Annotated in this window: 23 protein-coding genes; 16 read left to right on the top strand and 7 right to left on the bottom strand. The window is 43.4% G+C overall.

The window, feature by feature from the left end; genetic code table 11:
• Positions 1–21: 21 nt before the first annotated feature.
• The 10 genes from CLV42_RS19560 (at position 22) to ccsA (ending at position 11,173) form a co-directional block, all read left to right on the top strand.
• A complete protein-coding gene (locus CLV42_RS19560) occupies positions 22–1,071 on the top strand; it encodes a GlxA family transcriptional regulator (RefSeq protein ID WP_106603627.1) in 1,050 nt (349 codons plus the stop codon).
• A gap of 102 nt (positions 1,072–1,173) precedes the next feature.
• The gene (locus CLV42_RS19555; RefSeq protein ID WP_106603626.1) at positions 1,174–1,629 is read left to right on the top strand and encodes a hypothetical protein; all 456 of its coding nucleotides are present in this window, start codon (positions 1,174–1,176) and stop codon (positions 1,627–1,629) included.
• Between the two features lie 58 nt (positions 1,630–1,687).
• Positions 1,688–2,005, top strand: coding sequence for a DUF3817 domain-containing protein (locus CLV42_RS19550; protein WP_106603625.1), 318 nt, complete (start codon positions 1,688–1,690; stop codon positions 2,003–2,005).
• Positions 2,006–2,032: 27 nt separating this feature from the next.
• Entirely contained in the window at positions 2,033–4,138 is a 2,106-nt protein-coding gene (locus CLV42_RS19545) for a cbb3-type cytochrome c oxidase subunit I (RefSeq protein ID WP_245901696.1), read from the top strand.
• Positions 4,139–4,146: 8 nt separating this feature from the next.
• Entirely contained in the window at positions 4,147–5,139 is a 993-nt protein-coding gene (locus CLV42_RS19540; RefSeq protein WP_106603623.1) for a cytochrome c, read from the top strand.
• Between the two features lie 10 nt (positions 5,140–5,149).
• A complete protein-coding gene (locus CLV42_RS19535) occupies positions 5,150–5,407 on the top strand; it encodes a hypothetical protein (RefSeq protein WP_106603622.1) in 258 nt (85 codons plus the stop codon).
• Between the two features lie 4 nt (positions 5,408–5,411).
• Positions 5,412–5,822, top strand: coding sequence for a cytochrome C (locus CLV42_RS19530; RefSeq protein WP_106603621.1), 411 nt, complete (start codon positions 5,412–5,414; stop codon positions 5,820–5,822).
• 173 nt (positions 5,823–5,995) lie between these two features.
• A complete protein-coding gene (locus CLV42_RS19525; RefSeq protein WP_106603620.1) occupies positions 5,996–6,796 on the top strand; it encodes an MbnP family protein in 801 nt (266 codons plus the stop codon).
• Entirely contained in the window at positions 6,777–7,835 is a 1,059-nt protein-coding gene (locus CLV42_RS19520; RefSeq protein WP_245901695.1) for a cytochrome-c peroxidase, read from the top strand. The genes CLV42_RS19525 and CLV42_RS19520 overlap by 20 nt, the downstream gene beginning before the upstream one ends.
• Before the next feature lie 179 nt (positions 7,836–8,014).
• Entirely contained in the window at positions 8,015–11,173 is a 3,159-nt protein-coding gene (ccsA, locus tag CLV42_RS19515; protein WP_106603619.1) for a cytochrome c biogenesis protein CcsA, read from the top strand.
• 25 nt (positions 11,174–11,198) lie between these two features.
• Here the strand turns inward: ccsA and CLV42_RS19510 are convergent, their stop codons facing one another.
• The 3 genes from CLV42_RS19510 to CLV42_RS19500 form a co-directional block, all read right to left on the bottom strand.
• A complete protein-coding gene (locus CLV42_RS19510; RefSeq protein WP_106603618.1) occupies positions 11,199–11,675 on the bottom strand; it encodes a hypothetical protein in 477 nt (158 codons plus the stop codon).
• Positions 11,676–11,689: 14 nt separating this feature from the next.
• Positions 11,690–12,634, bottom strand: coding sequence for a helix-turn-helix domain-containing protein (locus CLV42_RS19505; protein ID WP_106603617.1), 945 nt, complete (start codon positions 12,632–12,634; stop codon positions 11,690–11,692).
• A 153-nt stretch (positions 12,635–12,787) separates the two neighbouring features.
• A complete protein-coding gene (locus CLV42_RS19500) occupies positions 12,788–13,627 on the bottom strand; it encodes an SDR family NAD(P)-dependent oxidoreductase (protein WP_106603616.1) in 840 nt (279 codons plus the stop codon).
• 883 nt (positions 13,628–14,510) lie between these two features.
• Here CLV42_RS19500 and CLV42_RS19495 point away from each other — a divergent pair.
• From CLV42_RS19495 to CLV42_RS19470, 6 genes are all read left to right on the top strand, one after another.
• Positions 14,511–14,717 carry an HTH domain-containing protein gene (locus CLV42_RS19495; RefSeq protein ID WP_106603615.1) on the top strand — a complete coding sequence of 69 codons (207 nt, stop codon included), beginning with the start codon at positions 14,511–14,513 and terminating at the stop codon, positions 14,715–14,717.
• Positions 14,718–14,934: 217 nt separating this feature from the next.
• Positions 14,935–15,816, top strand: coding sequence for a formylglycine-generating enzyme family protein (locus tag CLV42_RS19490; protein ID WP_245901694.1), 882 nt, complete (start codon positions 14,935–14,937; stop codon positions 15,814–15,816).
• A 20-nt stretch (positions 15,817–15,836) separates the two neighbouring features.
• Entirely contained in the window at positions 15,837–17,510 is a 1,674-nt protein-coding gene (locus tag CLV42_RS19485) for an SMP-30/gluconolactonase/LRE family protein (RefSeq protein ID WP_146154432.1), read from the top strand.
• A gap of 498 nt (positions 17,511–18,008) precedes the next feature.
• A complete protein-coding gene (locus CLV42_RS19480) occupies positions 18,009–18,953 on the top strand; it encodes a hypothetical protein (protein ID WP_106603612.1) in 945 nt (314 codons plus the stop codon).
• Entirely contained in the window at positions 18,940–20,133 is a 1,194-nt protein-coding gene (locus CLV42_RS19475) for a hypothetical protein (protein WP_146154431.1), read from the top strand. The genes CLV42_RS19480 and CLV42_RS19475 overlap by 14 nt, the downstream gene beginning before the upstream one ends.
• Complete coding sequence (locus tag CLV42_RS19470; RefSeq protein ID WP_106603610.1) at positions 20,123–20,458, top strand: effector-associated constant component EACC1; 336 nt, start codon at positions 20,123–20,125, stop codon at positions 20,456–20,458. The genes CLV42_RS19475 and CLV42_RS19470 overlap by 11 nt, the downstream gene beginning before the upstream one ends.
• 62 nt (positions 20,459–20,520) lie before the next feature.
• Here CLV42_RS19470 and CLV42_RS19465 read toward each other — a convergent pair whose 3' ends face one another.
• The 4 genes from CLV42_RS19465 to CLV42_RS19450 form a co-directional block, all read right to left on the bottom strand.
• Positions 20,521–21,045: an SRPBCC family protein gene (locus tag CLV42_RS19465; protein ID WP_106603609.1), complete on the bottom strand. Its 525-nt coding sequence runs from the start codon at positions 21,043–21,045 to the stop codon at positions 20,521–20,523.
• 29 nt (positions 21,046–21,074) lie between these two features.
• Positions 21,075–21,944 carry an SDR family oxidoreductase gene (locus tag CLV42_RS19460; protein ID WP_106603818.1) on the bottom strand — a complete coding sequence of 290 codons (870 nt, stop codon included), beginning with the start codon at positions 21,942–21,944 and terminating at the stop codon, positions 21,075–21,077.
• A 246-nt stretch (positions 21,945–22,190) separates the two neighbouring features.
• The gene (locus CLV42_RS19455) at positions 22,191–23,006 is read right to left on the bottom strand and encodes a helix-turn-helix domain-containing protein (protein WP_106603608.1); all 816 of its coding nucleotides are present in this window, start codon (positions 23,004–23,006) and stop codon (positions 22,191–22,193) included.
• 415 nt (positions 23,007–23,421) lie between these two features.
• Positions 23,422–23,850, bottom strand: a complete 429-nt coding sequence (locus CLV42_RS19450) for a winged helix-turn-helix transcriptional regulator (protein WP_106603607.1) — start codon at positions 23,848–23,850, stop codon at positions 23,422–23,424.
• Between the last annotated feature and the right edge of the window lie 40 nt (positions 23,851–23,890).

Here is a 23,890-nt window from a genome sequence, read left to right as displayed (position 1 = left end):
TCCCGTAGCTAATTTTGTGTCATGGATGTTAGTAAAAACAAAGGAGATATAGCAGGGCAGAAGAAACAGGTAGTGATCGTGGCGATGACCAGGCAGATGCTGCTTGATTTTACAGGACCTGCGGATGTGTTTACCAACGCTGACAGACTTTTACACGGAACCGGTGTAAACGAAGGATATGACGTAAAAGTAGTAGCACCCACCTATGATAGAAAGGTAATCACTTCCGCTGGAATTGACTTCAACTGCCGCTACTGTGCAATGGATGTAAAAACGCCAATTGACACCCTGATTATTGCGGGTGATGACCATTGGGAGCTCATGGCTGCCGAGCTGGTGCCATTTTATGAGTGGTTATCCGGTATAAATGAACACAATACGCGCCGTATAGGGTCTGTCTGTGCAGGCGCTTTTGCACTGGCAAAAGTGGGTCTGCTGAACGGACGCAAAGCGACCACACATTGGGAGATGTCAGAAAAATTGAAAGCACAATATCCGTCTATAGAAGTACACAGCAATGCATTCTTTATTCAGGATGGTCCTATGTATACGTCTGCAGGGGTGTCTTCAGGGATCGATCTTTCCCTGGCGCTTGTTGAAGAAGACTATGGAAAGGAGATTGCGGTCCGGGTGGCGCGACAAATGGTATTTTACCTGAGAAGGTCCGGCGTGCAGGCACAATTTGGCAACCTGTTGCCTGTTTATGACACCACCAACATCGGACAAAAACTGAAACTTTGGCTGGATGGACGACTTCATGAACCGGTAGATCTCAGTAAGATCGCGGAGCATTTCAACATGAGCGTCCGTAACCTGACGCGGGTACTGCAAAAGCATACAGGTATGCCTCCTGCGAAATTTATAGAAAAGCTCAGGGTGGAGAAGGCCCGCGCATATCTTGAGGATACAGATATGTCACTCGAAAGGATTGCCGAATATTGCGGACTTGGCAACCTGGTCACTATGCGACGCATATTTCTGCGGCAGCTTGCGATTACTCCGTCAGATTATCGCCGCGCTTTCCGTACTTCACTTAAAGACACTGGAGATCAGGACCTATATCCTGTTTAATACGCAACTAATGTAAGGCGGCAAGCCCTGCCTGTGATGATATGCGCAGCTACCTGTGTATGGAGGATGCTATTTGCCTTTTCTAAAATAAAATCTTAATACATGTATTTCGCTTTGTTAGTGCTGCATTCGCTGCTAAGGTGGCTGATGCTGGGAAGTCTTTGCTATGCCATTTACACCGCTTTCCGGGGCGTGTCTCAGAGGCTGCTTTTTACGGGAAAGGTGAATGCTATCCGCCACTGGACGACGACCATTGCCCATATTCAGTTGTTGGTTGGAATGACAATTTATATTCAGAGTCCGCTGGTAAATATGAAGGTCGCCGGTGTAGCATCTTTCAACCAGCATACTTTCTTCAAATACGTGCATATATCTCTTATGATGCTTGCCATTGTTCTAATAACAATCGGATCAGCCAGGGCAAAGAGAGTTACAGCAGACCAGGAGAAGTATAAGACGATGCTAACATGGTTTCTTATAGCATTAGTTGTCATATTGATTGCCATCCCATGGCCATTCTCTCCTCTTGCGCAAAGGCCCTGGCTGCGATTATTTTGAAGATCCTTCCGGTCAATATATGAAAAGTGATATCAGTTTTCACATTTAAGCAACACCTATGGAATCATTATTAAAAACATCTTTAGGCCGGCTGAGGCTTGTTAGTTATATGGAGGGGATCTCGTTGCTGGTATTGACCGGTATCGCTGTTCCGCTGAAATATTGGGGTGGCGATCCGGTTTTAGTCAGGATCATCGGGCCGGTACACGGCATATTGTTTCTCCTGTTTATTGTGCTGACCCTGAGTGTTGGGGTGGAGCGGCAATGGAGTTTCACAAGAACAACTGCTAAGATTTTAATCTCCTGTTTCATCCCTTTCGCAACATTCTACGTTGACAGACACATACTGAGAAAGGAAGCATCAAAAAGTAAATAAATGAAACCACATTGGTTAAAGCGAATAATGTTGACAGCAGCTGTGCTAATGGTCGGCATCTATTGTGCACAAGCGCAGTCAAAGGGGAAAGCTTTCTTTGCCATGAATTCCACAGCTGGCTTATGGACTTGCTGTTTATTACTCCTGGCGGTCATACTGCAATTGGCCTTGTATATGAAGTATCGTTTGCAAAGCATAATCAGATCCCGGCGGGTAAGACGTCGGCAGCCGCAGCTTGAAAACGTTACCGCACATATCCGCCAGTTGAATAATCGCCAGCTGACTGCATTGCTGCAGGTTAAACAGCAGACCAAAATGAAAATGCTGGTATTGATTGCGTTGGGATGTAGCCTGTCTGCGAAAGCGCAGGATATCAACCCCACTCCATTAATGAACCAGACAGGTATCATCATCACCATCATACTAATATTGATTCCGATGCTGGTGGGCATTGCCCTGATGATTTTCAAGTTAAGAAGAGTGATTGGTAATTACCGTCGTAAAGTATATCAGGAGGACTCCACGCAGCTGGCATCTTACCTGGATGATATAAATGATGCGGAGATACTGAATGAATTATCACAACGTAAAGCGGCGCTCGATTATTCACTTGGTCATGATGAACTGGCCGGTACGCAGGCTGCAGCGGATAAGAAGGGGCTGTTAAGTGACATCAGTAATGAGAATGACATCAATTTTATAACACGCAAAAAGCCATCTCCTGCTCGTCCACCTATTGATCCTGCACTGGGGAAACTGGTACTGTGGTTCCTGGGCACCGCCACCTTCTGGCTGTTGTTTGGAACAACGGTAGGCGAGTATGTAGGCATAAAATTCGTCAGCCCTGACGTAGATCATGTAAGCTGGCTAAGTTTTGGCAGATTACGGCCGGTGCATACCAATGCTGTTTTCTGGGGATGGGCCTCCCTGGCGATGCTGGGTTTGGGTTACTATATTGTTCCCAGAGTAAGTAATACGTCAATTGCCAGTCTGAAAGGAGGGTGGTATACGCTCATACTTGTAAACGCAGCGGTAGTATTAGGAACCATCTGCCTGATGGCGGGTATCAATAACGCCGGCGGAGAATACAGGGAATACGTATGGCCCGTGATGGCACTGTTCGCAATTGGGTTATGTATTACGCTTGGAAACTTTCTGCAGACTATCGCCAGAAGAACATCCAAAGAGATTTACATATCCAACTGGTATATTGTGTCAGCGGTCATATTCGCAATCGTCATTGTACTGGTGGCCTATTTACCTTTCTGGCAGGATGGTCTCGGAGAGACGATCATTCAGGGTTATTATATGCATCAGGGCGTCGGGATGTGGTTTATGCTCTTTATGCTGGGTGTTACTTATTACTTCCTGCCACAACAGCTCAATCGCCCCATCTATTCCTATAGCCTGGGTATACTGGCTTTCTGGTCTCAGATAGTTTTCTATACAGTCATCGGTACCCATCACTTTGTGTTCAGTTCCATACCCTGGTGGCTGCAGACGGTCGCCATCGTTGGTAGTGCAGGCATGCTGATCCCGGTAACGTCAGGGAGTACGAACTTTTTTATGACCTTCCGCAACGGCTGGCATAAACTGGCTGATAGTTATACGCTTCCTTTCTTCCTGGTGGGCCTCGTATTTTACTTCACCGGCTCCATGCAGGGTACTGCTGAGGCATTCCGTTACACTAACCTGATATGGCATTTTACGGACTTCACAGTTGCACATTCGCACATCACGATGTATGGTATCATTACGTTTTTGCTGTGGGCGGCTATTTATACGGTTGTACCAAGATTAACAGGTAAAGAACCTCCGCAGATCACTATAGGTATTCACTTCTGGTTAGCGCTGATAGGACTGTTATTCTATACCATCCCATTGATGTATGGCGCTACATACAGGGGAATCATGTGGCAATCCGGTAAACCATTTATAGACAGTGTGGTATTTATGGCGCCCTACTGGCTCTGGCGTGCAATAGGCGGTAGCCTCATGTGGACATCGCACATTGTATTCGCCTACAACATGTATAAAATGCTAGTGGCAAATTCAGCGCCCGATATAAAAGATGCCGCTTTGAAAAAATTAAGTGAGCAGTATTTAAAGGGCTCTATTTCATCTCCGATTTAATAAACGCTATGGAACTGTTCGATAATCATAAGACACTATACAGCACAGCATTGGGATTGTTTTTATTACTCACCCTGGGAGTGGCCATATTACCCGCTATCTCCAATGAACAGAATAATGCGCCTTTACCAGAAGCACCGGTGCTTAGCGAGGACGCTGTAAAAGGAAAGGCTTTGTTTGTTGCCAACGGATGTGTGGCATGCCATACGCAACAGGTGCGTAATGTGGAAATGGATAAAATATGGGGTGAGCGGCCAGGTATTGCCGCCGATTACGCTGACAATCATCGTACGGACTTGTTTCATAACACCGCTACATTAATGGGGACTGAGCGTACCGGACCTGATCTCACAAATGTGGGTAAGCGTCAGCCTTCGCGCGACTGGCAGCTTGTACATCTTTTTAATCCGAGAACGGTCGTTGAGCAATCGATTATGCCGGCTTATACCTGGTTGTTCGACATCAAAGACTCCCTGAAGGAAGGCGATGTAGTGGTGAATGTGCCGGAAGCATTTCTGGCTTCACCACATCAGAAAGTAGTGGCTTCCAGAGAAGCCTTGCAATTGGTCGCCTATCTGCAATCCTTGCAACAGGTGAAGCTGCCGGATGAAAAGAGCCCGCTGTTCCTCTATAAACGTGAAAAGCTGGCTGACAATGGCGGTGCGCCTGCAGCACTCAATGGTGCAGAGCTGTATGCAAACAATTGTCAGAGTTGCCATCAACCCAACGGTGAAGGACTGAAGGGGGCTTTCCCGCCCTTAAAAGGGAGCAAAATAGTTTTGAATGATGATCCGGAGTTAATGGTAGATATTATTATGAATGGCTATAGTGGACGGGTACAGGAAGGCTTTGGTGAAATGCCTGCCGTTGGCACATTGAATAAATTAAGTGCCGGCGAAGTAGCGGCCATCATGAACCATGAAAGAAGTTCATGGGGAAATAATAGCCGCAAAGTAACAGAGGAGCAGGTAAAAACGCTCATGGAAAAGGTGAAAAAGTAATAATACTGATATGAAAAGAATTTACCTCCTTATGCTGTTGTTGCTTCCTGCCTACGCGGCGCTGGCCTGTCCGGCATGCGAAAAACAACAACCGAAATTTTTACGGGGCATCACCCACGGAACGGGACCAGATAGTCAATGGGACTATGTGATTATTGTAGTGACGGTGGTGTTTGTATTAATCACCTTGTTTTTATCTGTAAAATGGCTGATCCGACCTGATGAGTCTATGCGGGACCATATTAAAACAAGCATCATAAATCATTGATCATATGAAGGATCACAGCACCGTCTACATCTTTATCGACGATGACAAAACACCGGCAGCACAGTTACAGACGCCTGTCCAGTTTAAACTTGATACCAATAAACTGACTGACGGCATGCATACCCTGAAGATTGTGAGTAAAGATCCTGCAGGTAAGGAAGGAATAAGGGTGATACCCTTCGAAGTACGCAATGGCCCTGCCGTAGCTGTAGAGGGAATCAAAGAGAATGCCGTCGTCGATGGTATAGTGCCGCTGATGATAAATGCTTATGGCAAAGGTGATCAGCAATCTTTTATCATTACAGGAAGCGAAACGCCACAAAGTATCCCTTTCTGGATATATGTGCTGATCATCAGCTTCAGCGCCTGGGCCATATATTATCTGATTACTTCTGTTGCAGTAAAGCTTGTGTAAAGAATGATAGCCTGGTGATGTCGCACCATGGTCAATATGTGGTCTAAGCTTGATAGATAAATTGAATGACTCAGCCCTCAACCGGGCAGGTTCTCCTGCCTGGTGCTATCTTCTATTTAGAACAGTGGACTAGTTATATTTATTGCCAACAATTTTTGCGTAACATATGAGCTATGAAGAAGTGTTTTTCGATGATCGCTGCAACAGCATTACTGATCTTTTCAATAATAGGCTGTAGCAGAAAAAATGGGCAGGATACACTGGCGCCTTTATCAATAGAGTTTGATAATATAGCCGGGGATCAAAATCTGCAATTAGGGACAGGTGTTTACAAAAATACCGCAGGAGAGACCTACTCGGTAGATGTTCTTCAGTACTACATCAGTAACATCAGCCTGACCCGTACCGATGGGTTTACCTACACCGTTCCGCAGGATAGTAGTTATTTTCTAATCAGGGAACAGGATGCGCAAACACGCTTTGCAAACGTGAGAGTGCCGGAGGGCGAGTATAACAGATTGGCATTTATGGTGGGCGTTGACAGTTTGCGCAATACCATGGATATTGCCAGGAGAACAGGTGTGCTTGATCCTGCTGGTGGCATGGAAGGTATGTACTGGGATTGGAATAGTGGTTATATCTTTTTTAAGATGGAAGGCACTTCCTTTGCTGTGCCGGCTACGATTGATGCTAAGCAGCGATTCCGGTTTCATATTGGCGGATTTGGTGGATATACTGCGCCGAGTATCAATAATAGCAGAATAGTCAGCATTGATCTCACAGCAGCAGGAACAGCTATCGTTAAAGAAGATACACATAGTAATATCCATCTGATGGTAGATGTTACGAAAGTCTTTGATGGCCCGTCCCAGGTGCGGTTAATGAATCATTCACAGGTGATGTTTAGTGACTATAGTATCAACATAGCGAATAACTATGCCACTATGTTCAGGCATGATCATACAGAAAATTGACGTGATGTGCAGAGTAGCCGGTGCGTGTACGACTTTATTAATGATGCTGTTGTTGGGGTGCTATGGTGGTAATCAGCAGGGGCAATTTCATTCTTTTTCGATACCAGCGAATTTTCCCCCTCCTTTATACCGCTTTAAAAATAACACCATCACACAGGCGGGATTTGTACTGGGAAGAAAGCTGTTTTATGAGCCACGCTTATCCAGGAACAGCACTATCAGCTGCGGCAGCTGTCATATCCAGTCGGCTGGTTTTACGCAACATGGGCATGATGTCAGTCATGGAATTGATGATCGCCTGGGCACAAGGAATTCACCGCCGATCATGAATCTGGCCTGGTCTGCTACATTCATGTGGGACGGTGGTATTACTGATCTTGATCTTCAGCCTTTGGCGCCTATCTCTAATCATGCAGAAATGGATAACAATATGGAGAATGTCATCCGCAAGCTGAAAAGTCATCCGCAGTATCCAGGGTTATTCAAAGGGGCTTTCGGAACAGAAGATATTACAAGTGCACGTGTCTTAAAGGCATTGTCACAATTCATGCTGATGTGCATAAGCAGTCATTCGAAATACGACAGCGTTATGCGTCGTGAAGGGGGCGTGACATTTAGCGTTGAAGAGCGGGAAGGTTATTTTATTTATCAGCAAAAATGTGCAGCCTGTCATGCCGAGCCTTTATTCACTGACCATTCATTCCGCAATAATGGCTTGAGTATTACTGCTGTAAATGATGTGGGCAGATATGCCGTTACACTGAAGCCTTCAGATCGGTATAGCTTCAGCGTGCCCAGCCTGCGTAACCTGGCATACACGGCTCCCTATATGCATGATGGACGGTATCTGACAGTGGCAGCCGTATTGAATCATTATACGGATTTAATGGAGCTAACGCCGGGGCTTGATTCTTTGTTTATACGCGAGGGTAGACCAGGACTAACAATGACGCAGGAAGATAAAATAAAACTAATGGCTTTTTTAAAGACGCTCAACGATATACAATTCGTGAGAGATCCACTGCTTTCACCACAATGATCCTGGCTTGTATAAATAGTCCGTCAGGTAGTCTCAGCGGATGTGTTGTTTTTTAGATAAATAAATATGATACGCCCGGCTTAACAACTGCCTGAAGAAACGATATGTCCAGGAAGTTGACAATAGACGGGTTGAACAGTGTCTATAGGTTTTTCCAAATAAGGTTTTAGCGATTGATTATGTTAAAGAAAGTCTTTTTTTCGACCAGGACAATGGGGTTGTTGCTGATTGTATTTGCCTTTGCAATGGGCTGGGCAACATTCATCGAAAATGATTTCGGTACGCCGGCAGCAAAGGAGCTGGTGTATAACTCCTGGTGGTTTGAGCTGGTGATGATCCTGTTAGTGGCTAACTTTTTGGGCAATATTGTGAGATATAAATTGTATAAAAGAAACAAATGGCCCTTGCTTGTTTTTCACATGGCCTTTTTATTCATTTTTCTGGGTGGTGCAGTTACCCGGTATCTGAGCTTTGAAGGTACGATGCATATCCGGGAGGGGCAGATGGAGAATAAAATCATCTCAGAAGCGACCTTCTTTAAGGTACAGATATCCAGAGGAAGTCAAGTACAGCAATATCCTCTTAAAAAAACAGCGTTTCTTCCCGCTAACACACCGAGCCTTCTCAGACTGTTTCAGCGACCTTTTACAGCAACCTACAACTTTTACGGTGAAGAAGTTACGACGCGTATGCTGCATTTCATCCCCAGGGCGCAGGATTCTCTGTTACCGGACGCCAGTGCGTCAATGGTGTTGCACCTGGTCACGATAGAAGATGGCAGCCGTAAGAATATCTATATACCAACTGGGGAGACAAGGTCGCTACAGGGCGTGGATGTAGGGTTTGAAAAGGCAGTCCCTGATGGTATAGAGATCAGTGTTGACAGTGGACGTTTATACGTCCGTTCTGCGCTGGCTGCACGCTATCGTGTAATGGCTACGGGACAAACTGATTCCATCAGCATGGTCAACGGAAAAGAGGCGTTTCAACTACGTGCCCTGTATAATTTTAGTACAGGATTGCTAGTTGTTGTACCCGAGCTGCCACGGAGGGGAAGGCTTGTATACTATGAGGGAGATCTGAAAAGGAATGCGTCTGATCCGGATCTGGCAATAATGGAAATTGCTACTGGGGGAGGTCGGGACACGGTATCATTTTATGGTGGCAGAGGATACACCGGTTTTCAGACAAGTGTTAGGTTGAAGGATATGCAGGTCGACCTGGGATACGGCTCCCGGTATTATTATACGCCGTTCCATCTTCATCTGGATCTATTCAGGCTAGGGAAATATCCTGGAAGTAATGCGCCTTCTTCGTTTTCATCGCAGGTGACGGTCAATGATGCCGGTAACCTGACGCCTTATAATATTTACATGAACCATACCCTTGATTACGGCGGATTCCGTTTTTTTCAGAGCAGTTATGATGTTGATGAAAAGGGGACTATATTATCTGTCAATCACGATGTGACTGGTACAAGCCTGACCTATATCGGCTATGTGATGTTGTTTGCAGGCATGTTCTTTACCCTGTTCTGGAAGGGTACACGCTTTCAGATTTTACGGCAACAGTTAAATACAGCTTCTTCGAAAAAAATAATTACCGTACTGGCGATATGTCTGCTATGTGGCATGTCCGGCTATGCCCAGCAGGTACCAGGAAATGTACCGGACAAGGAACATGCTACCGCCTTTGGATACATGCCTGTCCAGAACATTGATGGGAGGATCGAACCAGCGAACACCCTCGCGCTGGAGATACTCAGAAAGCTGTACCGTCATGACAGCTATTATACATTTGACGCTAACCAGTTCTTATTGGCCGTCACCACTGATCCTGCTGAATGGTTGAATGTGCCCCTGATAAAAGTAAATGACCGGGGTGGGAAAGCGTTGTTAAGTCGCACAAAAGCCAATGCGGAAGGACTGACCACCATTATGCATCTGCTGACGGTGGATACCGCCGGTGATGCACATTTTTTACTGGAGCAGGAATATAATAGTGCGTTCGCCAGAAGGGCCGCCGAGCAGGATAATTACGATAAGGAAGTCATTGAGCTGAACGATAAAATGCAGGTCGTTCAAATGCTATTAAATAGAAGGTATCTGCGGATTTTGCCCGTTCGCGGTGATAGTAACAACACCTGGACATCAGTAAGCCTGATGCAAGCACCACAGAACAGGGGAGAGGAGTTAGTAGTGGCTTACTTTCAGGCGGTACAACATGCGCGTAGCAATGGTAAATGGCAGAAGCCGGACCAGTTATTACAACAGCTTACATCATTACAGCGTTCAGAAGGGGCGGCTGTGATGCCTGCGCAGACGAAGCTGAACTGGGAAGTCAGGTTTAACTCCTGGAACCTGTTTTTCAAGTTGATGTTATTATATGCTGTCATCGGATCCCTGCTGTTGTTAATGGCGTTTGTTGCGATGTTTAACAGTAGCAAGGTGTTGCAATATATTATCCGGACGCTGATAACAATATTAGTGCTGGCTGCCTTATTGCAGACGTTCGGACTGGTTATACGATGGTATATTTCGGGGCATGCACCCTGGAGTAATGGTTATGAAGCGGTGATGTTTATCAGTCTTATCGGTCTTGTTTCGGGTCTGCTTCTATACCGTAATAGTAATGCCTACATTCCGGCTGCGGGCGCATTGATTGCTGTTATTTTGATGGGCTTTGCTCATGGTGGTGCTCAGATGAATCCACAGATAACACCACTGGTGCCAGTTCTTAAATCTTACTGGCTGATGATTCATGTGGCTATTATTACTGCCAGCTACGGATTTCTGGGCCTGAGCGCATTATTGGGCCTGTTTGTATTGCTGCTACATATTGTTAATAATCCCGCAAGGAGATGTTTTATAGAGAATTCATTACGGGAATTGACCATTGTCAATGAGCTGTCAATGATCATCGGTATATTTATGCTTACCTGTGGTACTTTTTTAGGCGGCATGTGGGCCAATGAAAGCTGGGGTCGTTACTGGAGCTGGGATCCTAAAGAAACCTGGGCCTTCATATCTGTCATAGTATATGCATTTGTGCTTCACCTGAGACTTATACCAGGTATGCAAAGTAAATTCCTGTTCAATTTCCTGTCGGTGGTATCATTCTCAACAGTGATCATGACATACTTTGGTGTGAACTACTATCTGTCAGGTTTGCATTCTTATGCAAAGGGTGACCCAATGCCGATACCTGCCTGGATATACATATCCCTTGTAACTGTAGCCGTTGTGTCGCTGGCAGCTTTGTTGAGGTATAGGAAGTTGGGGCGTATGCATGATGCTATAATCAGACATAAGCGTGGTGTTATAGGTGCTCATCGATAAATAGTGGATAGGAATAAGTGAGTGGTTAGTTTTCCAGGGATGTATGGCCTACTCTATGGGCTAATAAAAGCAACATCTGAAGGTGGATCAGTATAGCGTCTTTTTTATCGTCATGTGGTCCCTGTACTTCATCTTTTATCATTTGAAAAAGTACCCCTATTGTGGCCGCTTGTCCGCGTGGTAAGTTGCTGATAATTACCCTGAAGTTGAAAATTGGGTCTTGCTTGAACAATTTGATAATATAGGGGGATTGCTCAAAATATAGTGTCTGTACCTTGCAATAATGCAAAATTGATCCGCCAGACAAGCTCCAGACAGCCCTGCTGCCAGGCTTTAGAAAGATGAGGTCTCCTGCTGCAAGAAAGGAAAGGTGTTTTTCCAGTAAAACAAACCCTGATCCCGATACTACCTGAAAGATCTGATAAGCATCCTCAGTTACATGTTCCTGAATTAAATGTGCTCTTGTATAACAGCTGACGGTAAGTTCAATATTTTCCTGCATTGTAATGGCCGGATTTAGCTTATCCTTGCATTCGAGATCGTTTTTCGAAATGCCAGGGGGGAGATATTCTCCTTTTTCTTAAAAAAAGAAGTAAAGGCGGCCTGTCCTGAAAATCCAAGGCCATCACTAATTTCATTTATTCCCCAATCGGTATGAACGAGAAGAGACTTTGCTTCGTGAAGCAAACGTTCCTGAATGTGATCTCTAACGGTTTTACCTGTATGTTTTTTTACAAGTGAGTTTAGGTAGTTGGGATGCACATGCAGTTCATCTGCAAATTCAGCTGCTGTTTTTAGTTTGGTTAATGCGTTACGGTCCCGTACCTGAAAAGAAGACTCCAGCAATGACAGGAATTTATATATATGACCATAACTTTCCTGCACTTCCGTCTGAATACGATTTTTTCCTGCTCGCTGACTTTCCAGTAAAAGTAGTTGAAGCTGAAGCATGATGGCTTGTTTGCTGTCGTCACTATCGCTTTGGGCTTCTCTCAGCATAGTAGCAAAATATCCGTTTATAGCGGCTGATTGGTCTTCCTGAAGCTGTACAACTGCTTTGTCTGGTAAAAAATAAGGAAACTGCTTCAACCACTGGAGCACATGCTCTGCATCCCGGCCAAAGAAGTCAGGGTGTATTAAGCAAAAGTGGCCACCTGTTTCTTTTGATGTGGTTTGCCAGGATACAATCTCATCGGGGTGTAGAAATCCGATTTCATTGCGTCCCATTTCATACCGGTGGAGGCCTACCGTAAGTATGCCGGTTCCAGAGGTCATGTGAAATATCTTGTAGAATTTTCGACGGTGTGGTGAGATATAATCCTTAACGGGATAGGTTTCTCTATTCTGAATGATAAAATAGCTGGAATCGACCGGATAATGCTGCACATCGAACAATGGTATTTTATAACTTTCTGTAGCGAAAGTCTCAAGCTCTTTCCTTGGTATTGAAGAATTTTCCATACTACTAAGCTAAAATACTTAAGAAAATCAACAAAATGTACTTACTGGCGAAGCCATTACTGCTATACTAATTTACCAAAAATTACTCTTCTAAATATGCATGACCAGTTTTGTGAAAGCCCTGGTCATGCATATTAGCTATTGGTAAAGCTCCTAGAAATCGGTAGACCTGCTGATGCTTTCATATGTCTTCAAATCCGCCTGTAAGGCTTCAATTTTACTATTGGCCATACCGAAAGAATCAGATCCCAGGAAGAGGTGCAGCGGTTTGGTGTCCATTGCTGCTATCTGGATAAAAGCTGCCGCTGCTTTTTCGGGGCTCCCTGGCTGATTGCCGATGATCTGCTCGTTATGAATTACTTCCAGGTCACGTGCCTCTTTGTATTCACTAATAGGCGAGGCAGCGGTGCGGAGTGAACCCTGTAGTAAGAAATTGGTTTTGAAATAGCCCGGATATACAATGGTCGCAGACACGCCCATTGATTTAACTTCGGCAGACAGTGCTTCTGTTAATCCCGCTACTGCAAACTTCGTAGCATTATAGATACCCCATCCAGGGAAGGTGCCCAAAAAACCGGCAATAGAAGAGATATTGAAAAACGCTCCGGACTTCTTCTCACGGTAATGTGGCATCACATTACGAATCACGTTCAATGTACCGAAGACATTTACATCGAAGTTTTTACGAGCTTCTTCATCTGTCAATTCTTCCAGTGTGCCTAGTTGGCCATAACCGGCGTTGTTAACAACAACATCGATACCACCCAGTTTGGTGATAATTTGCTTCACTGCCTGCTGAACGCTCTCGTTGCTGTTTAGATCAACCTGAAGGGGCAGAAAGTTTTCGCCCGTATAGTTTACTTCCTTACTTAGCATACCAGCATCTCTTGAAGTTGCTGCTACTTTGTAGCCTTCTTTAAGTAAGCGTTGTACCAGTGCTAATCCTAAACCTTTTGAAGCACCTGTAATAAACCAAGTTTTTTCTGTAGCCATGATTTTAAGTATTTGTTTTGTGAAACAAAGGTGGTACATATTCACAAGGGGCTATTTACTCAGATAACAGGGAAATTTTCGATTTTCAAATATGGGAGAGGGGATTTAGCTTACTTAATTTCAGGGGGTTATTGCCTGGATAAATACTTGGTTAGACATTGCCAATTAATAATCACGCAATTTGACGGACAACTTATATAGCAAATCGTCCAACGCTCCAATGAATTTCTGCGAAGAAGTTTAAGGGTCCTGTCGTAGGTCTGTTAATACTTTTTTCAATAGAAAAAGTAATTGTGTCAGATCACAAAGAAAGATGGGTTAGATCATCCTTTCGTGCAAGCAGAAGCTGGTCCCGTTTTTTACTATCAGAAATGCTATCTGCCAAAAAGTATGCTTTTCAGGCATCCAGGTTTTTAAGCATAAAAAATGCCTATGCTGTCACAGATAGATACACGCCATGAAACTATGAAATGCCGTTCTTCGGATATACTGACGTAGTGACTATCAGATAGTCGCAGCTAAACCAATCTATCAGAATAAAATTTGAGTGAAGTTATATATAACTGTTATTAAAACAAATACCAACTACTTGGTATTTTTTACATCGGGGAAAGATGAAACACTGATTGCGTTGCTTACTGTTTTATCATCCATTATCCCATTAGTTAAGCCATGGTAGCCTTTTTTAGCTACAAAGCCGTTTGGGAATAAGCACCTGCAGAAGTCACGGAAAGCAAAAAAAAGATAATAAACGCATACAGTACTTTTTGCCGGAATTATATACTTAAGTCTAAAGAGAACATACGAATGACGATTAGCATCCGCAGGTCATGGTTCTCTTTGCATTGTTCCTTTCAGCATTTAACCACAAAAACTATTGCCAATGAAGTTCACTGAATATGCGGAAAAACTGGAAATTATAAAACATCTGGCAGAGCATAAACGTACTGGAACGCCAGATAACTTATCTAAAAAACTCCGTGTCTCTCCACGCACAATTGAAAGAATGGTACAACAATTACGTGATCAGGGATACCCCATTGTGTACAATCGATTTCGCTTCACTTATGAAATGCGCGAAAAGTTCTAGCAATCCGATTTTTCTCACCGCCACTTTTTGGCGGTGAGGTAAACTAATTTTATAACGTCGAGAGAGCCTGCAACAATATCAACGTGTAATCACCAAGTCCTATTCAACCAGAATCTTCATTACTAAATCTAATGGTATGCTAAGAACTAGCATTTACTTTTTTGCATTGGCGTTCCTGGGCAATGGCTGTAGCGCCACGGACGGTACTCATAAGAACATGGTATGGATCAAAGGTGGACAATACATGATGGGATCAGCGGATAAAGAAGGAAAGGCTGATGAATATCCATTGCACAAAGTCAGGTTAAGCGGATTTTGGATAGACGCAACTGAAGTGACAAACGCTGATTTTATGAAATTTGTAAAAGCAACTGGGTATGTGACTACCGCTCAGAAATCCGAAAATGGTCAATCCACCTGCCCGTCTGGCTCCTATGTTTTCAACGAGCCAATGCAACCTGTTTCATTGCGTGATAATTCGGCTTGGTGGGGCTGGACCGAAGGCGCCGATTGGCTTCATCCGGAAGGCCCTAAAAGCACTATTACGGGAAGAGAAAATTACCCTGTCGTAAATGTGTCATGGGATGATGCCTCAGCTTATGCTCGCTGGGCAGGAAAGGAATTGCCTACAGAAGCTCAATGGGAATTCGCCGCCCGGGGTGGACTGGTCAATCAATCTTATACATGGGGCAACGAACCGGTAGAGACAGGCAAGCCCAAGACAAATACCTGGCAGGGAAATTTCCCTTGTCATAACAATGGCTGGGATGGTTTTAAAGGCCTTGCACCTGTTGGCTCATTTCCACCTAACGCTTACGGGTTATATGATATGGCTGGAAACGTATGGGAATGGTGTAAAGATAATTATGACGCTAATTATTATCGTTCTTGCGCCGATCATTTAATGAGGGATCCACAGGGGCCGTCTACAAGTTTTGATCCTTACGGAATCGATCCTTCTGTTCTGGAAAAGGTACTAAGAGGCGGATCATTTTTATGTAACGCTGCTGTTTGTAAGGGTTATCGTGTTTCCTCCCGAATGTGTGCCAGTACTGTTTCCCGTTCTGAACATACCGGTTTCAGGTGTATTGCATATTAAGAACTAATTCCCAACATAACATGAAAAAGCTATATTCCCAAAACGCTCTCCCGGCGATTATCATCTGTATTATTATGGCCGGAGGCTGCAAGCCCCAGGACATACCAGTAATCGCAAAATCCTTACTCAGTGTATCAATGCAGCCGCTCATAAAAGATACGAGCAGGGAGAGTATCATATTTACCGCAGCATCAGGGCCAAGGATGCCTGGTACCTGGCGACCTAATCCTAGCTATCATGAACTTCGGCCCAAACCTAAGCTCACCCTTTTGTGGCGAGGACTGCCATTCATCCATCCAAGAGGAATTCTGCTTGATCCGGATAATGACGCTTTATGGATTGCCGATCCCGGTGAGTCGGAAGTGAATCCTATGAATAAACAAGCCCGCATTATTAGGGTTCCACTAAGTGGCGGATTGCCAGGTAAGCCCAAGCTCTTTTACTCGAAGCCTGGTTTTCTGTATAGTGCCGAATGGGTGTTCCCAACAAAAATCGGAGGCCAAAAAGTGCTGGTAGTAACAGATCAAGGAAAAGCAAATTCAGCAGGTACCTTTACTGGAGAAGGGGCTAAAGTTTTTATTCTGCCGGTATTACCGGATGGCTCTGCCGGCGAACCGGTTGTGTTATGGGAACAAAAGCCATTCAAATGTCCAACTGGGGTGGCAGTAGTCGGAGATTATATATATATAACTGATCCCTGTGCTGGCCCGGTAAGACAGGACCCAATGAATCCTGGTTATTCATTTCCAACCTCAGCGATATTCGCTATACCTCTTGCCGCAGAAAATATTAAAATGGTGGCAAAAGCACAACCCATCTTACTACGCCAAGGTGCGCCCTTTACTTCCCTTAGCGGGATCTGTTCAGTGATTCCTGGAGAGTTGACTATTAGCGATACCGACTCGGGCGTACCGGATAATGGGGAACCAAGAAAACCAGGCTTTTCACCACCAAGAACTTCAGACCAGTGGATTTTGAAGATACTTGATCCTAAAAAACCATTACTTTCAGAGCCGGTCAGAACTACCTTTACCGAACGGGGAGATGTAACACTGACCATCGATGGATTATCAGACGGAATTAATCTGGGATATATTAAAAGCGATGACAACGTTCGTGTGTATGGCGACAATGGTACTAAGATCATCACCGACGATGGGCCCACGGATGTGGCTACATTCCCAGTAGCCAGTTTTTCAAATGTGTATAGACCTGGATATCCAAGCAAAAAGGAAGTAAAATTGGAGGACATCATCATAGATCCCGGCCCGGGCACACGTGTGGAACCACCCAGATTCCACTGCGTTCTGCTCCCGCCTTACTTTTTTTCTTTACCTAAAGATATAGACCGCGGAATGATGTTAGCCGATAACAATTATGGAGGTGCAAGGGAAAGGGGATTATCTTCGGCTGTATCTGGACGGACAGCTGGTACTGGCAACAGGATATATGACCGGTTCACGCTGGACAACGCTAAAGGGCATGGGTCTGTCTGGATTTACCCGGATGGAGGCGGTAGTCCGGTGGCCATCGCAATCGGCGCACCTTTACTTAGGCCTTTTGCGGGCCAGCTAAGCCCTAACCAGGAACAACTGTGGTTTACAGATCAGGAAAATGGGTCGCTTTACTCCGTCCCTTTTCCTTCCCCGGCTGTATTTGACAGTTTATATGGTGTGAAAAAAATTATTCGATAGCGCCCCAACCATCGTGTATAATGAAATGGCCCCGGCTTATGTGCGGGGCTTTTCACTATCTCCTTTTCTTTTTGCGTTTGTTCTCCTTCAACGATTTTTCATGTTGCTCTATCAACAGCAAGTAGTTCTCATTGCTTATATCGTCCCAGAAGGCGATGGTGTCGCCCGTAATCTTTTTTGCCTGTCTTCATCACTCGTATCGCTTTCCCCAGCAAAGATTGGATCTATTCCAATATGCAAATGTCCTGTGGTTTTGAAGTTAACACTGGTGTGTTAGTAGCCAATTCCTGATCGACGTAAAGGCAAGTGGTGCTTGCACAATCACCCATCCCTGAGACGAAAAAATACCAAGTAGTTGGTATTTTTTATTTTATTGCAATTCACCACCTTTACTGAGAGATAAATTCTACCACAAGGCGTACGACTTTCAGAGAAATGCCATCATTTACAATAGCCCCAATCGTACAATATAATTAACCTTCCCAAAAGTACTGTACAATGAAAAAATTGCTGTTATCTTCTTTGTTGATTTTACTTACCCTCGCTGGTTGGAGTAAGGATCCACAACGTCTTGCCCTGTTGCCGATAAAATTAGTAGGCGATGGCATTAGTGAAGGAGGGCAATTGGCCAGTTTCTGTATTGATTTATTTAGAGATGCACCTGAAAATATCACTTATAAAGAATTAAACAATGCAAGTGCTGACTTATATGATGTAAAAGGATATAATGATGTAAATACTCGTGGCGCCAGATTGCCTGGTATAAAGTATCTCGGAACGCCAGATGAAACGACGGCTATACCGGCACATTACCAGGCATTTCTTGATGAACTACTAGGGAAATATAAGGATCGGGAATCAATTACATTAGCAGAACGAAGATTAATACAGGATGAAATTTGGGCATACAATGGGTTAGATGAGTTAGGCTATATAAACACATCTGCTCCAAATCGGATGGACGAATTTGAAAAGGCGGCAGAGGAATTTTTCTCGAAATATTGTGATACTAGAGATCCCGATCAAAAATACGCTGCAATACATGAGGCAGCGTGGAAAATGCATGGTGCCAGGTTGCGGGAGATTCCAGATATTTCAGAATGGAGTTTTAATGAAAATGGTATCGATATTTCAGTATCAGGAGAAAACGAACACATCGACATTAGTTATGAAGGTACCGACTTTTCGTTTATATCGGATCATGCTCAGGATATTCGAAATGGTTTCGATATGTATATAAATACATATCGTGACATTCCTGATTATGGAGTAATCACTTTAGCACCTCAATCAGAAAAACATCTGGCAAACTTTAGCTTATATGGTTATGACGATTATGGAGTGTTAAATGTAAGGATTCCAAACAACACTGGTACTGGATTTGAGATTCCGTTACATCCGCAGAAAGACACGCGGTTAGCCGGCAGTTATGAAACTAAGTAGACTTCTTCCAGAAGAGAGAAAATGCTGCGAGGTGTTAATAGATCAGGAAAGCGATGTATTGAGTACCATGCAACAAAAAGGATTCGGTGTATCGTTTGCCGTCCTAAAGTATATTTATTGCCCTGAAATCGACAATTTATGCTGTATTCTGGGAGATGGGAAGAAGATCACTATCGGAAAAGTTGAAATAAGCAGTGGTGAAAAAGTCGGAAAGCAATATTTGTTAGAATTATATAACGGGTATAGAAAAACATTTGATCCTAACTATCCGTCGACACACGGAGAGTTAGCAACAATACTAATATGGAAGGAACTATATGAGCTCTTTATTGGTTCACTTAGTGGATTAAGGCAGGGGCTTCCATTCAAGGAAGTTTTTTATAGCCAACATATCAAGGTCGAAGAAAGAGAACTACACTTTAATATTTCCTTAATCCATACGATGTCATTCGCATTTAATGAATTTCATCAAAATGAGCCTTTATATTTTACCGGCGTTAGCGGTCAAACTATTGCTTCCTTTTTTAAGGGCCGAAACAGCATTATTCCTCCTGCTCCCGGTGGAATTAAGTTATTAATAGGTTTAAACTTCCCGGTGGAGGGACTGGAAGAGGATGAGCATCTAACCTATAACAGCCAGCTTGAGAATGAGAATGATGTTTGCAGGCTAAACCAAACAATTGACTTGATCAAAAGGCGAGGGGGGCGGTGTATCAGGTTAAATAGCATCAAAGAAATCGACGAGGCGTTTACAGCCAGTGATGGCAGGCACGTAATTCAAATATTAGCTCATTTCCATAATAATTATCTGATCTCTGCTACTAATGAGGGAATTCATATCAGGGAATTGGTTTCTCTTGTGAAACGAAAACTGTCGACAGGAACACTTAATCCGAATTTGATCGTTGATGCTATTACCTGCGAGAATTTTGAGAATATGCTAAAGTTAAAAAATGCAGGTATTACATATACTCATAATAGTTTTCATCCTCTCACAACTTCTTTAGCGATATTCAATTTGTATGAAATGCACAGCAATAGCCTGGCGGAAAGCATAAATTGGGAATCGCCATACCTAAACCAGAGAAGAAGTTTACATACTATTTATACAGACATAACGAGAGCGGTAATCGTTCAAAATAAAATTAAAAATTTGAAAAAAGTTATTTATGAAAAATGAAATATTAATTGAAGGAAATGGCTTATCAAACCTTGAGGAGTTTTTACGTGATGAACAAGAGAATGGCGAAGATATTCACATTCAGGCGAAGTTTGCACCTAAGTCAAATCAGCAGCAACTTGGTGCAGAGCTCATTAGCATACTACTGTCTGGTGGAATTTCAATTATCACACAGATATTGATGAAATATTTCTCAAACAGAGCTGCCAATGATCTCAGCATAAGTTTTACCGATGAAAATGGTAAGGTGATAAAACTACAATTCAGTGGAAAAAGTATGGAGGAAATAAAAAGATTAATGGCTGATTTAAAAATTAAGGTATAGCGTGTTAATACCCACAAATCAACCACAACAATTGCTGCGTAGCGTGCAACCAATACCATCCGCTACTCTTCAGCTTTTACCTTCAGGTCTTTAAGCCATACTTGTAATGAACGTTCTAATCCTTTTTGAAATTTATTACGCAGTAGGGTTACCATCCAGCCTTCCATGCTTTCATCAACTTTTACCGTCGTTTGGCCGTTGTTCTCTATAAAGGACCAGTTATGGATTGCAAATGCTCCAAAAGCTTTGCCCGACCAGCCAATTTTTTGTCCAGGTATGGCGCTATGTAGCGTAGAGTGAATAGTCAAGCCTCCACTTTTCCAGTCGAAACTGTTCCCTTTTTCAAACGGCCCGGTTAGCCTTGGGGCTTCGGCCTCCGGATGCCAGGCGGCCCAATGATTTATATCACTCATCACCTCGTAAACTTCTTGCGCAGAAGCATTAATAGTAATTTCCTGGTGGGTGATAACCGGTGCATGCTTATTGATAAATGGTGTGACAATATAGGAACTGTTTAACTCCAGATAGGCGATGATCATTGCGGATATCCCAACTAATGTAAGTACGAAATAAATCAGTTTTTTCATTTCAGTTGTTTTAGTATGATTATAGTTTATTAACAGAAATACTGTTTGTAATCCAGGGCAAATTGCTCGAAATCAATGGCGCGTTGCCCAGTGATATCCTTGACGGTATTAAAGACATCGGCGGCTTCTCCTCTGGCATAATGTGCATAATCTTCAATCAAGCCACCAACCTGCCACCCCGGAAATCCGGCTACTGTAAGTGCACCTTGCAATTGTTCTGGTGTCAGGTCTACATATCTTATGTTAGTACCCAGAACATCAGAAAGTATTTCTGCCATTTGAAAATGGGTGATCGCCGCCGGCCCGGTTATTGGGTAAATTTTATTTTCATGACCGGGTTCTGTCAGGGCGGTTGCGGCAACTGCCGCGATATCCCGAACGTCTACCGCGCTGACAGCGGCATCTCCCAATGAACCATAGAACTGTCCTTCATATTTGATATAATGTGCAAAGGCCGTTAACCCCTGCATAAAGAGGTTGGCCCGAAGGAATGTATAGTCCATACCCAGTTCCCTGATCCTGTTCTCTACCACAGCATGATAACGAAGGAAACGTACAGGTGAATGCTCATCTGCTGCCAGCTGCGATAGCTTTACGATGTGTTTCACCCCGGCTTTGTGGGCTGCATTTACAAAGTTTAACTGAAGTTGTTCGGATTGTTCTAAAGAATTCGTCAGTAAAAACGCCTTTTCTATACCTTGTAGTGCCTGCTGAAGGCTATAAGCATCAGAAAGATCTCCAATGGCAACTTCCGCCTGTGGTAAATTGCTTATCAGAGCACCCTGATCGTTATTGCGGACAAGCGCCCGAAAAGGAGTATTTCTGCTTACCAGCATCTTAATCAATTGTGTGCCTACGGTGCCTGTTGCTCCTGTAATTAATACATTGTTATTCTTCATATACTGCATTTTATATTACAAAAGTAGGTTTGCTGCGAGCCCCAGGATTGTAAGAAAACGAAAGCTATTCATTGCGGTACCCTGGATATGCACATGGTTTACAGGCCATTGATAATGCAATTGGCACCTGGCGCGCATTTGCTGTGAGTGATGATAGAAGCGGTAACATATATCTGTTAATGGTCTGCGAAAGGAGAGAGCTGACCTACATAATAGCGTGATATATTACGGCATAGAAATGCGTAATTAGTATTTTGGGTTACAGATTGACTCCTGGAATTTGAGGTATTTAGAGGGGCTAAGATGTAAATAGTGATTAAAATCTTTAATAAGCTGGCTTTGATCATAATATCCGCACCGATCTATTATTTCAAACCAATCTATTTTGGTATTTTCAAGAGAAATTTCCTGTAAGATCTCAATAGCCTTAAGGAAGCGGCTGTAACGATACATTTCTTTTGAGGTATAGCCGAAATGCTTTTTGTGGTTGGTCTGTACAGATCTTTCGGACAATTTGTTCTTTTGGGATATCTCCTTAATAGGACTGAAAGCATTCCGATCAGATCCGGCAATTTGTTCTGCTATTTTATCACGTCTACGCAGGTAGGGTTTACTAAAGTCAAGTATTGTTTCGATGCGCTTTTCATTACCACTGATTTGTTTTAATTCAGACCAAAGAGTAGTAAAACAATTTTTATGAAGCAGTTCATCAGGATGCAGGGCCTCTTGCGTAATGTCTGCATTGCCAAAGAACCTGAAAAAAGCATCATCTTTAAAATTGCATACAAGTATCTCGGCTCCCGAGGGTAATAAATAGTTGAAGGCATGTTTTATTGGGCCAAGTACTATACACGTTTCCACGGTGATCTGATCACCGGTTCTGGAAATAAACGACGCCGGGACACCGAAATTAAAAATCATGATCGTTTGGTACGAAGGGAGAAGCGTCTTTTCAATTGCTACATCAGACTTGTTCTCTGCACAGTAAAAATGAGAAAAGACATCTTCGAATGCCTGTGGCACGGACACCCGATAACTATTATAACCTGTTATATCTTCCATTCTTTTAAAGGGAATAACTTCCACACATGCGAATATAATAAGACTTTGAATACATTGTTACGGTTCTTTATTGGAAATAGCTGTATGATTGGTTACTTACAATGATTTTACAACACGTCAGCTATCAATCATGTAGATCAAATAGCTGACGTGTTGTAAAAAACTGTTTACTGTTGAATCTCACAGCTATTTATGATGCAAATGTATAAGTGCTCGCCCAAGGAAAATTGTAAGGAAACGAAAGGAACGATTAGCAGATGGCAATTATTCATGCAATAACTTCTCCAATTTCTCCCTGGACTCCGGAATTTCTTTCAGTGCTAAAGCTTTTTTGAAACTGTCCTTGTCAATTATGCAAGCGGTGCATGCACAATTGATCCATTGTTAATGCAAAGCAAGAAGCGAAATATTATTTTCAGATTGTCTCAAAAGAAAGAAACTTATTCCTCAACAGGTTTTGTATGCGCAGGATTGTCCCGGCTTTGTCGGTCTCCAAAGCATCGGACAGTTCCCTGTCCATTCCCGACGGATGATATTTCGCGCCCCATAAAGCTATTTCCAGCACCACAGGCACTAATTCAATTCCCTTTTCAGTTAAGTGATATACAAACTTTGATTTTTTGTCAGCAGCTACTTTCTTAGTCACGAATCCGTAAGCTTCAAGCATGTTAAGCCGGTCTGCCAGGATATTTGTTGCAATCTTCTCATCTGAATTCAGAAACTCTCCATAGGTAGATTTATTGTTCAGCATCATGTCCCGCATGATCAGCAGGGACCATTTGTCTCCGAAAAAGTCAAGTGTATAACTCACCGGGCAGGTCGAACGCGGTTCTATTTCTTTCATAAAATAAAATTACCAAATTTACTTGCAAAATGCAAGTAAA

Source organism: Chitinophaga ginsengisoli, assembly GCF_003014595.1.
Classification (GTDB): domain Bacteria; phylum Bacteroidota; class Bacteroidia; order Chitinophagales; family Chitinophagaceae; genus Chitinophaga; species Chitinophaga ginsengisoli.
Note: the sequence above shows the minus strand (reverse complement) of the source record. Positions and strands in the feature narration are given on the sequence as shown.

Bases quoted from the DNA above. Each gene is read 5' to 3' on its own strand.
- CLV42_RS19495 (WP_106603615.1), top strand. From the start codon at position 14,511: ATGAAGTTCACTGAATATGCGGAAAAACTGGAAATTATAAAACATCTG.
- CLV42_RS19455 (WP_106603608.1), bottom strand. From the start codon at position 23,006: ATGGAAGATATAACAGGTTATAATAGTTATCGGGTGTCCGTGCCACAG.
- CLV42_RS19550 (WP_106603625.1), top strand. From the start codon at position 1,688: ATGGAATCATTATTAAAAACATCTTTAGGCCGGCTGAGGCTTGTTAGT.
- CLV42_RS19525 (WP_106603620.1), top strand. From the start codon at position 5,996: ATGAAGAAGTGTTTTTCGATGATCGCTGCAACAGCATTACTGATCTTT.
- CLV42_RS19480 (WP_106603612.1), top strand. From the start codon at position 18,009: ATGAAAAAATTGCTGTTATCTTCTTTGTTGATTTTACTTACCCTCGCT.
- ccsA (WP_106603619.1), top strand. From the start codon at position 8,015: ATGTTAAAGAAAGTCTTTTTTTCGACCAGGACAATGGGGTTGTTGCTG.
- CLV42_RS19475 (WP_146154431.1), top strand. From the start codon at position 18,940: ATGAAACTAAGTAGACTTCTTCCAGAAGAGAGAAAATGCTGCGAGGTG.
- CLV42_RS19510 (WP_106603618.1), bottom strand. From the start codon at position 11,675: ATGCAGGAAAATATTGAACTTACCGTCAGCTGTTATACAAGAGCACAT.
- CLV42_RS19450 (WP_106603607.1), bottom strand. From the start codon at position 23,850: ATGAAAGAAATAGAACCGCGTTCGACCTGCCCGGTGAGTTATACACTT.
- CLV42_RS19505 (WP_106603617.1), bottom strand. From the start codon at position 12,634: ATGGAAAATTCTTCAATACCAAGGAAAGAGCTTGAGACTTTCGCTACA.
- CLV42_RS19545 (WP_245901696.1), top strand. From the start codon at position 2,033: ATGTTGACAGCAGCTGTGCTAATGGTCGGCATCTATTGTGCACAAGCG.
- CLV42_RS19470 (WP_106603610.1), top strand. From the start codon at position 20,123: ATGAAAAATGAAATATTAATTGAAGGAAATGGCTTATCAAACCTTGAG.
- CLV42_RS19520 (WP_245901695.1), top strand. From the start codon at position 6,777: ATGATCATACAGAAAATTGACGTGATGTGCAGAGTAGCCGGTGCGTGT.
- CLV42_RS19500 (WP_106603616.1), bottom strand. From the start codon at position 13,627: ATGGCTACAGAAAAAACTTGGTTTATTACAGGTGCTTCAAAAGGTTTA.
- CLV42_RS19555 (WP_106603626.1), top strand. From the start codon at position 1,174: ATGTATTTCGCTTTGTTAGTGCTGCATTCGCTGCTAAGGTGGCTGATG.
- CLV42_RS19560 (WP_106603627.1), top strand. From the start codon at position 22: ATGGATGTTAGTAAAAACAAAGGAGATATAGCAGGGCAGAAGAAACAG.
- CLV42_RS19460 (WP_106603818.1), bottom strand. From the start codon at position 21,944: ATGAAGAATAACAATGTATTAATTACAGGAGCAACAGGCACCGTAGGC.
- CLV42_RS19485 (WP_146154432.1), top strand. From the start codon at position 15,837: ATGAAAAAGCTATATTCCCAAAACGCTCTCCCGGCGATTATCATCTGT.
- CLV42_RS19540 (WP_106603623.1), top strand. From the start codon at position 4,147: ATGGAACTGTTCGATAATCATAAGACACTATACAGCACAGCATTGGGA.
- CLV42_RS19535 (WP_106603622.1), top strand. From the start codon at position 5,150: ATGAAAAGAATTTACCTCCTTATGCTGTTGTTGCTTCCTGCCTACGCG.
- CLV42_RS19530 (WP_106603621.1), top strand. From the start codon at position 5,412: ATGAAGGATCACAGCACCGTCTACATCTTTATCGACGATGACAAAACA.
- CLV42_RS19490 (WP_245901694.1), top strand. From the start codon at position 14,935: ATGGTATGGATCAAAGGTGGACAATACATGATGGGATCAGCGGATAAA.
- CLV42_RS19465 (WP_106603609.1), bottom strand. From the start codon at position 21,045: ATGAAAAAACTGATTTATTTCGTACTTACATTAGTTGGGATATCCGCA.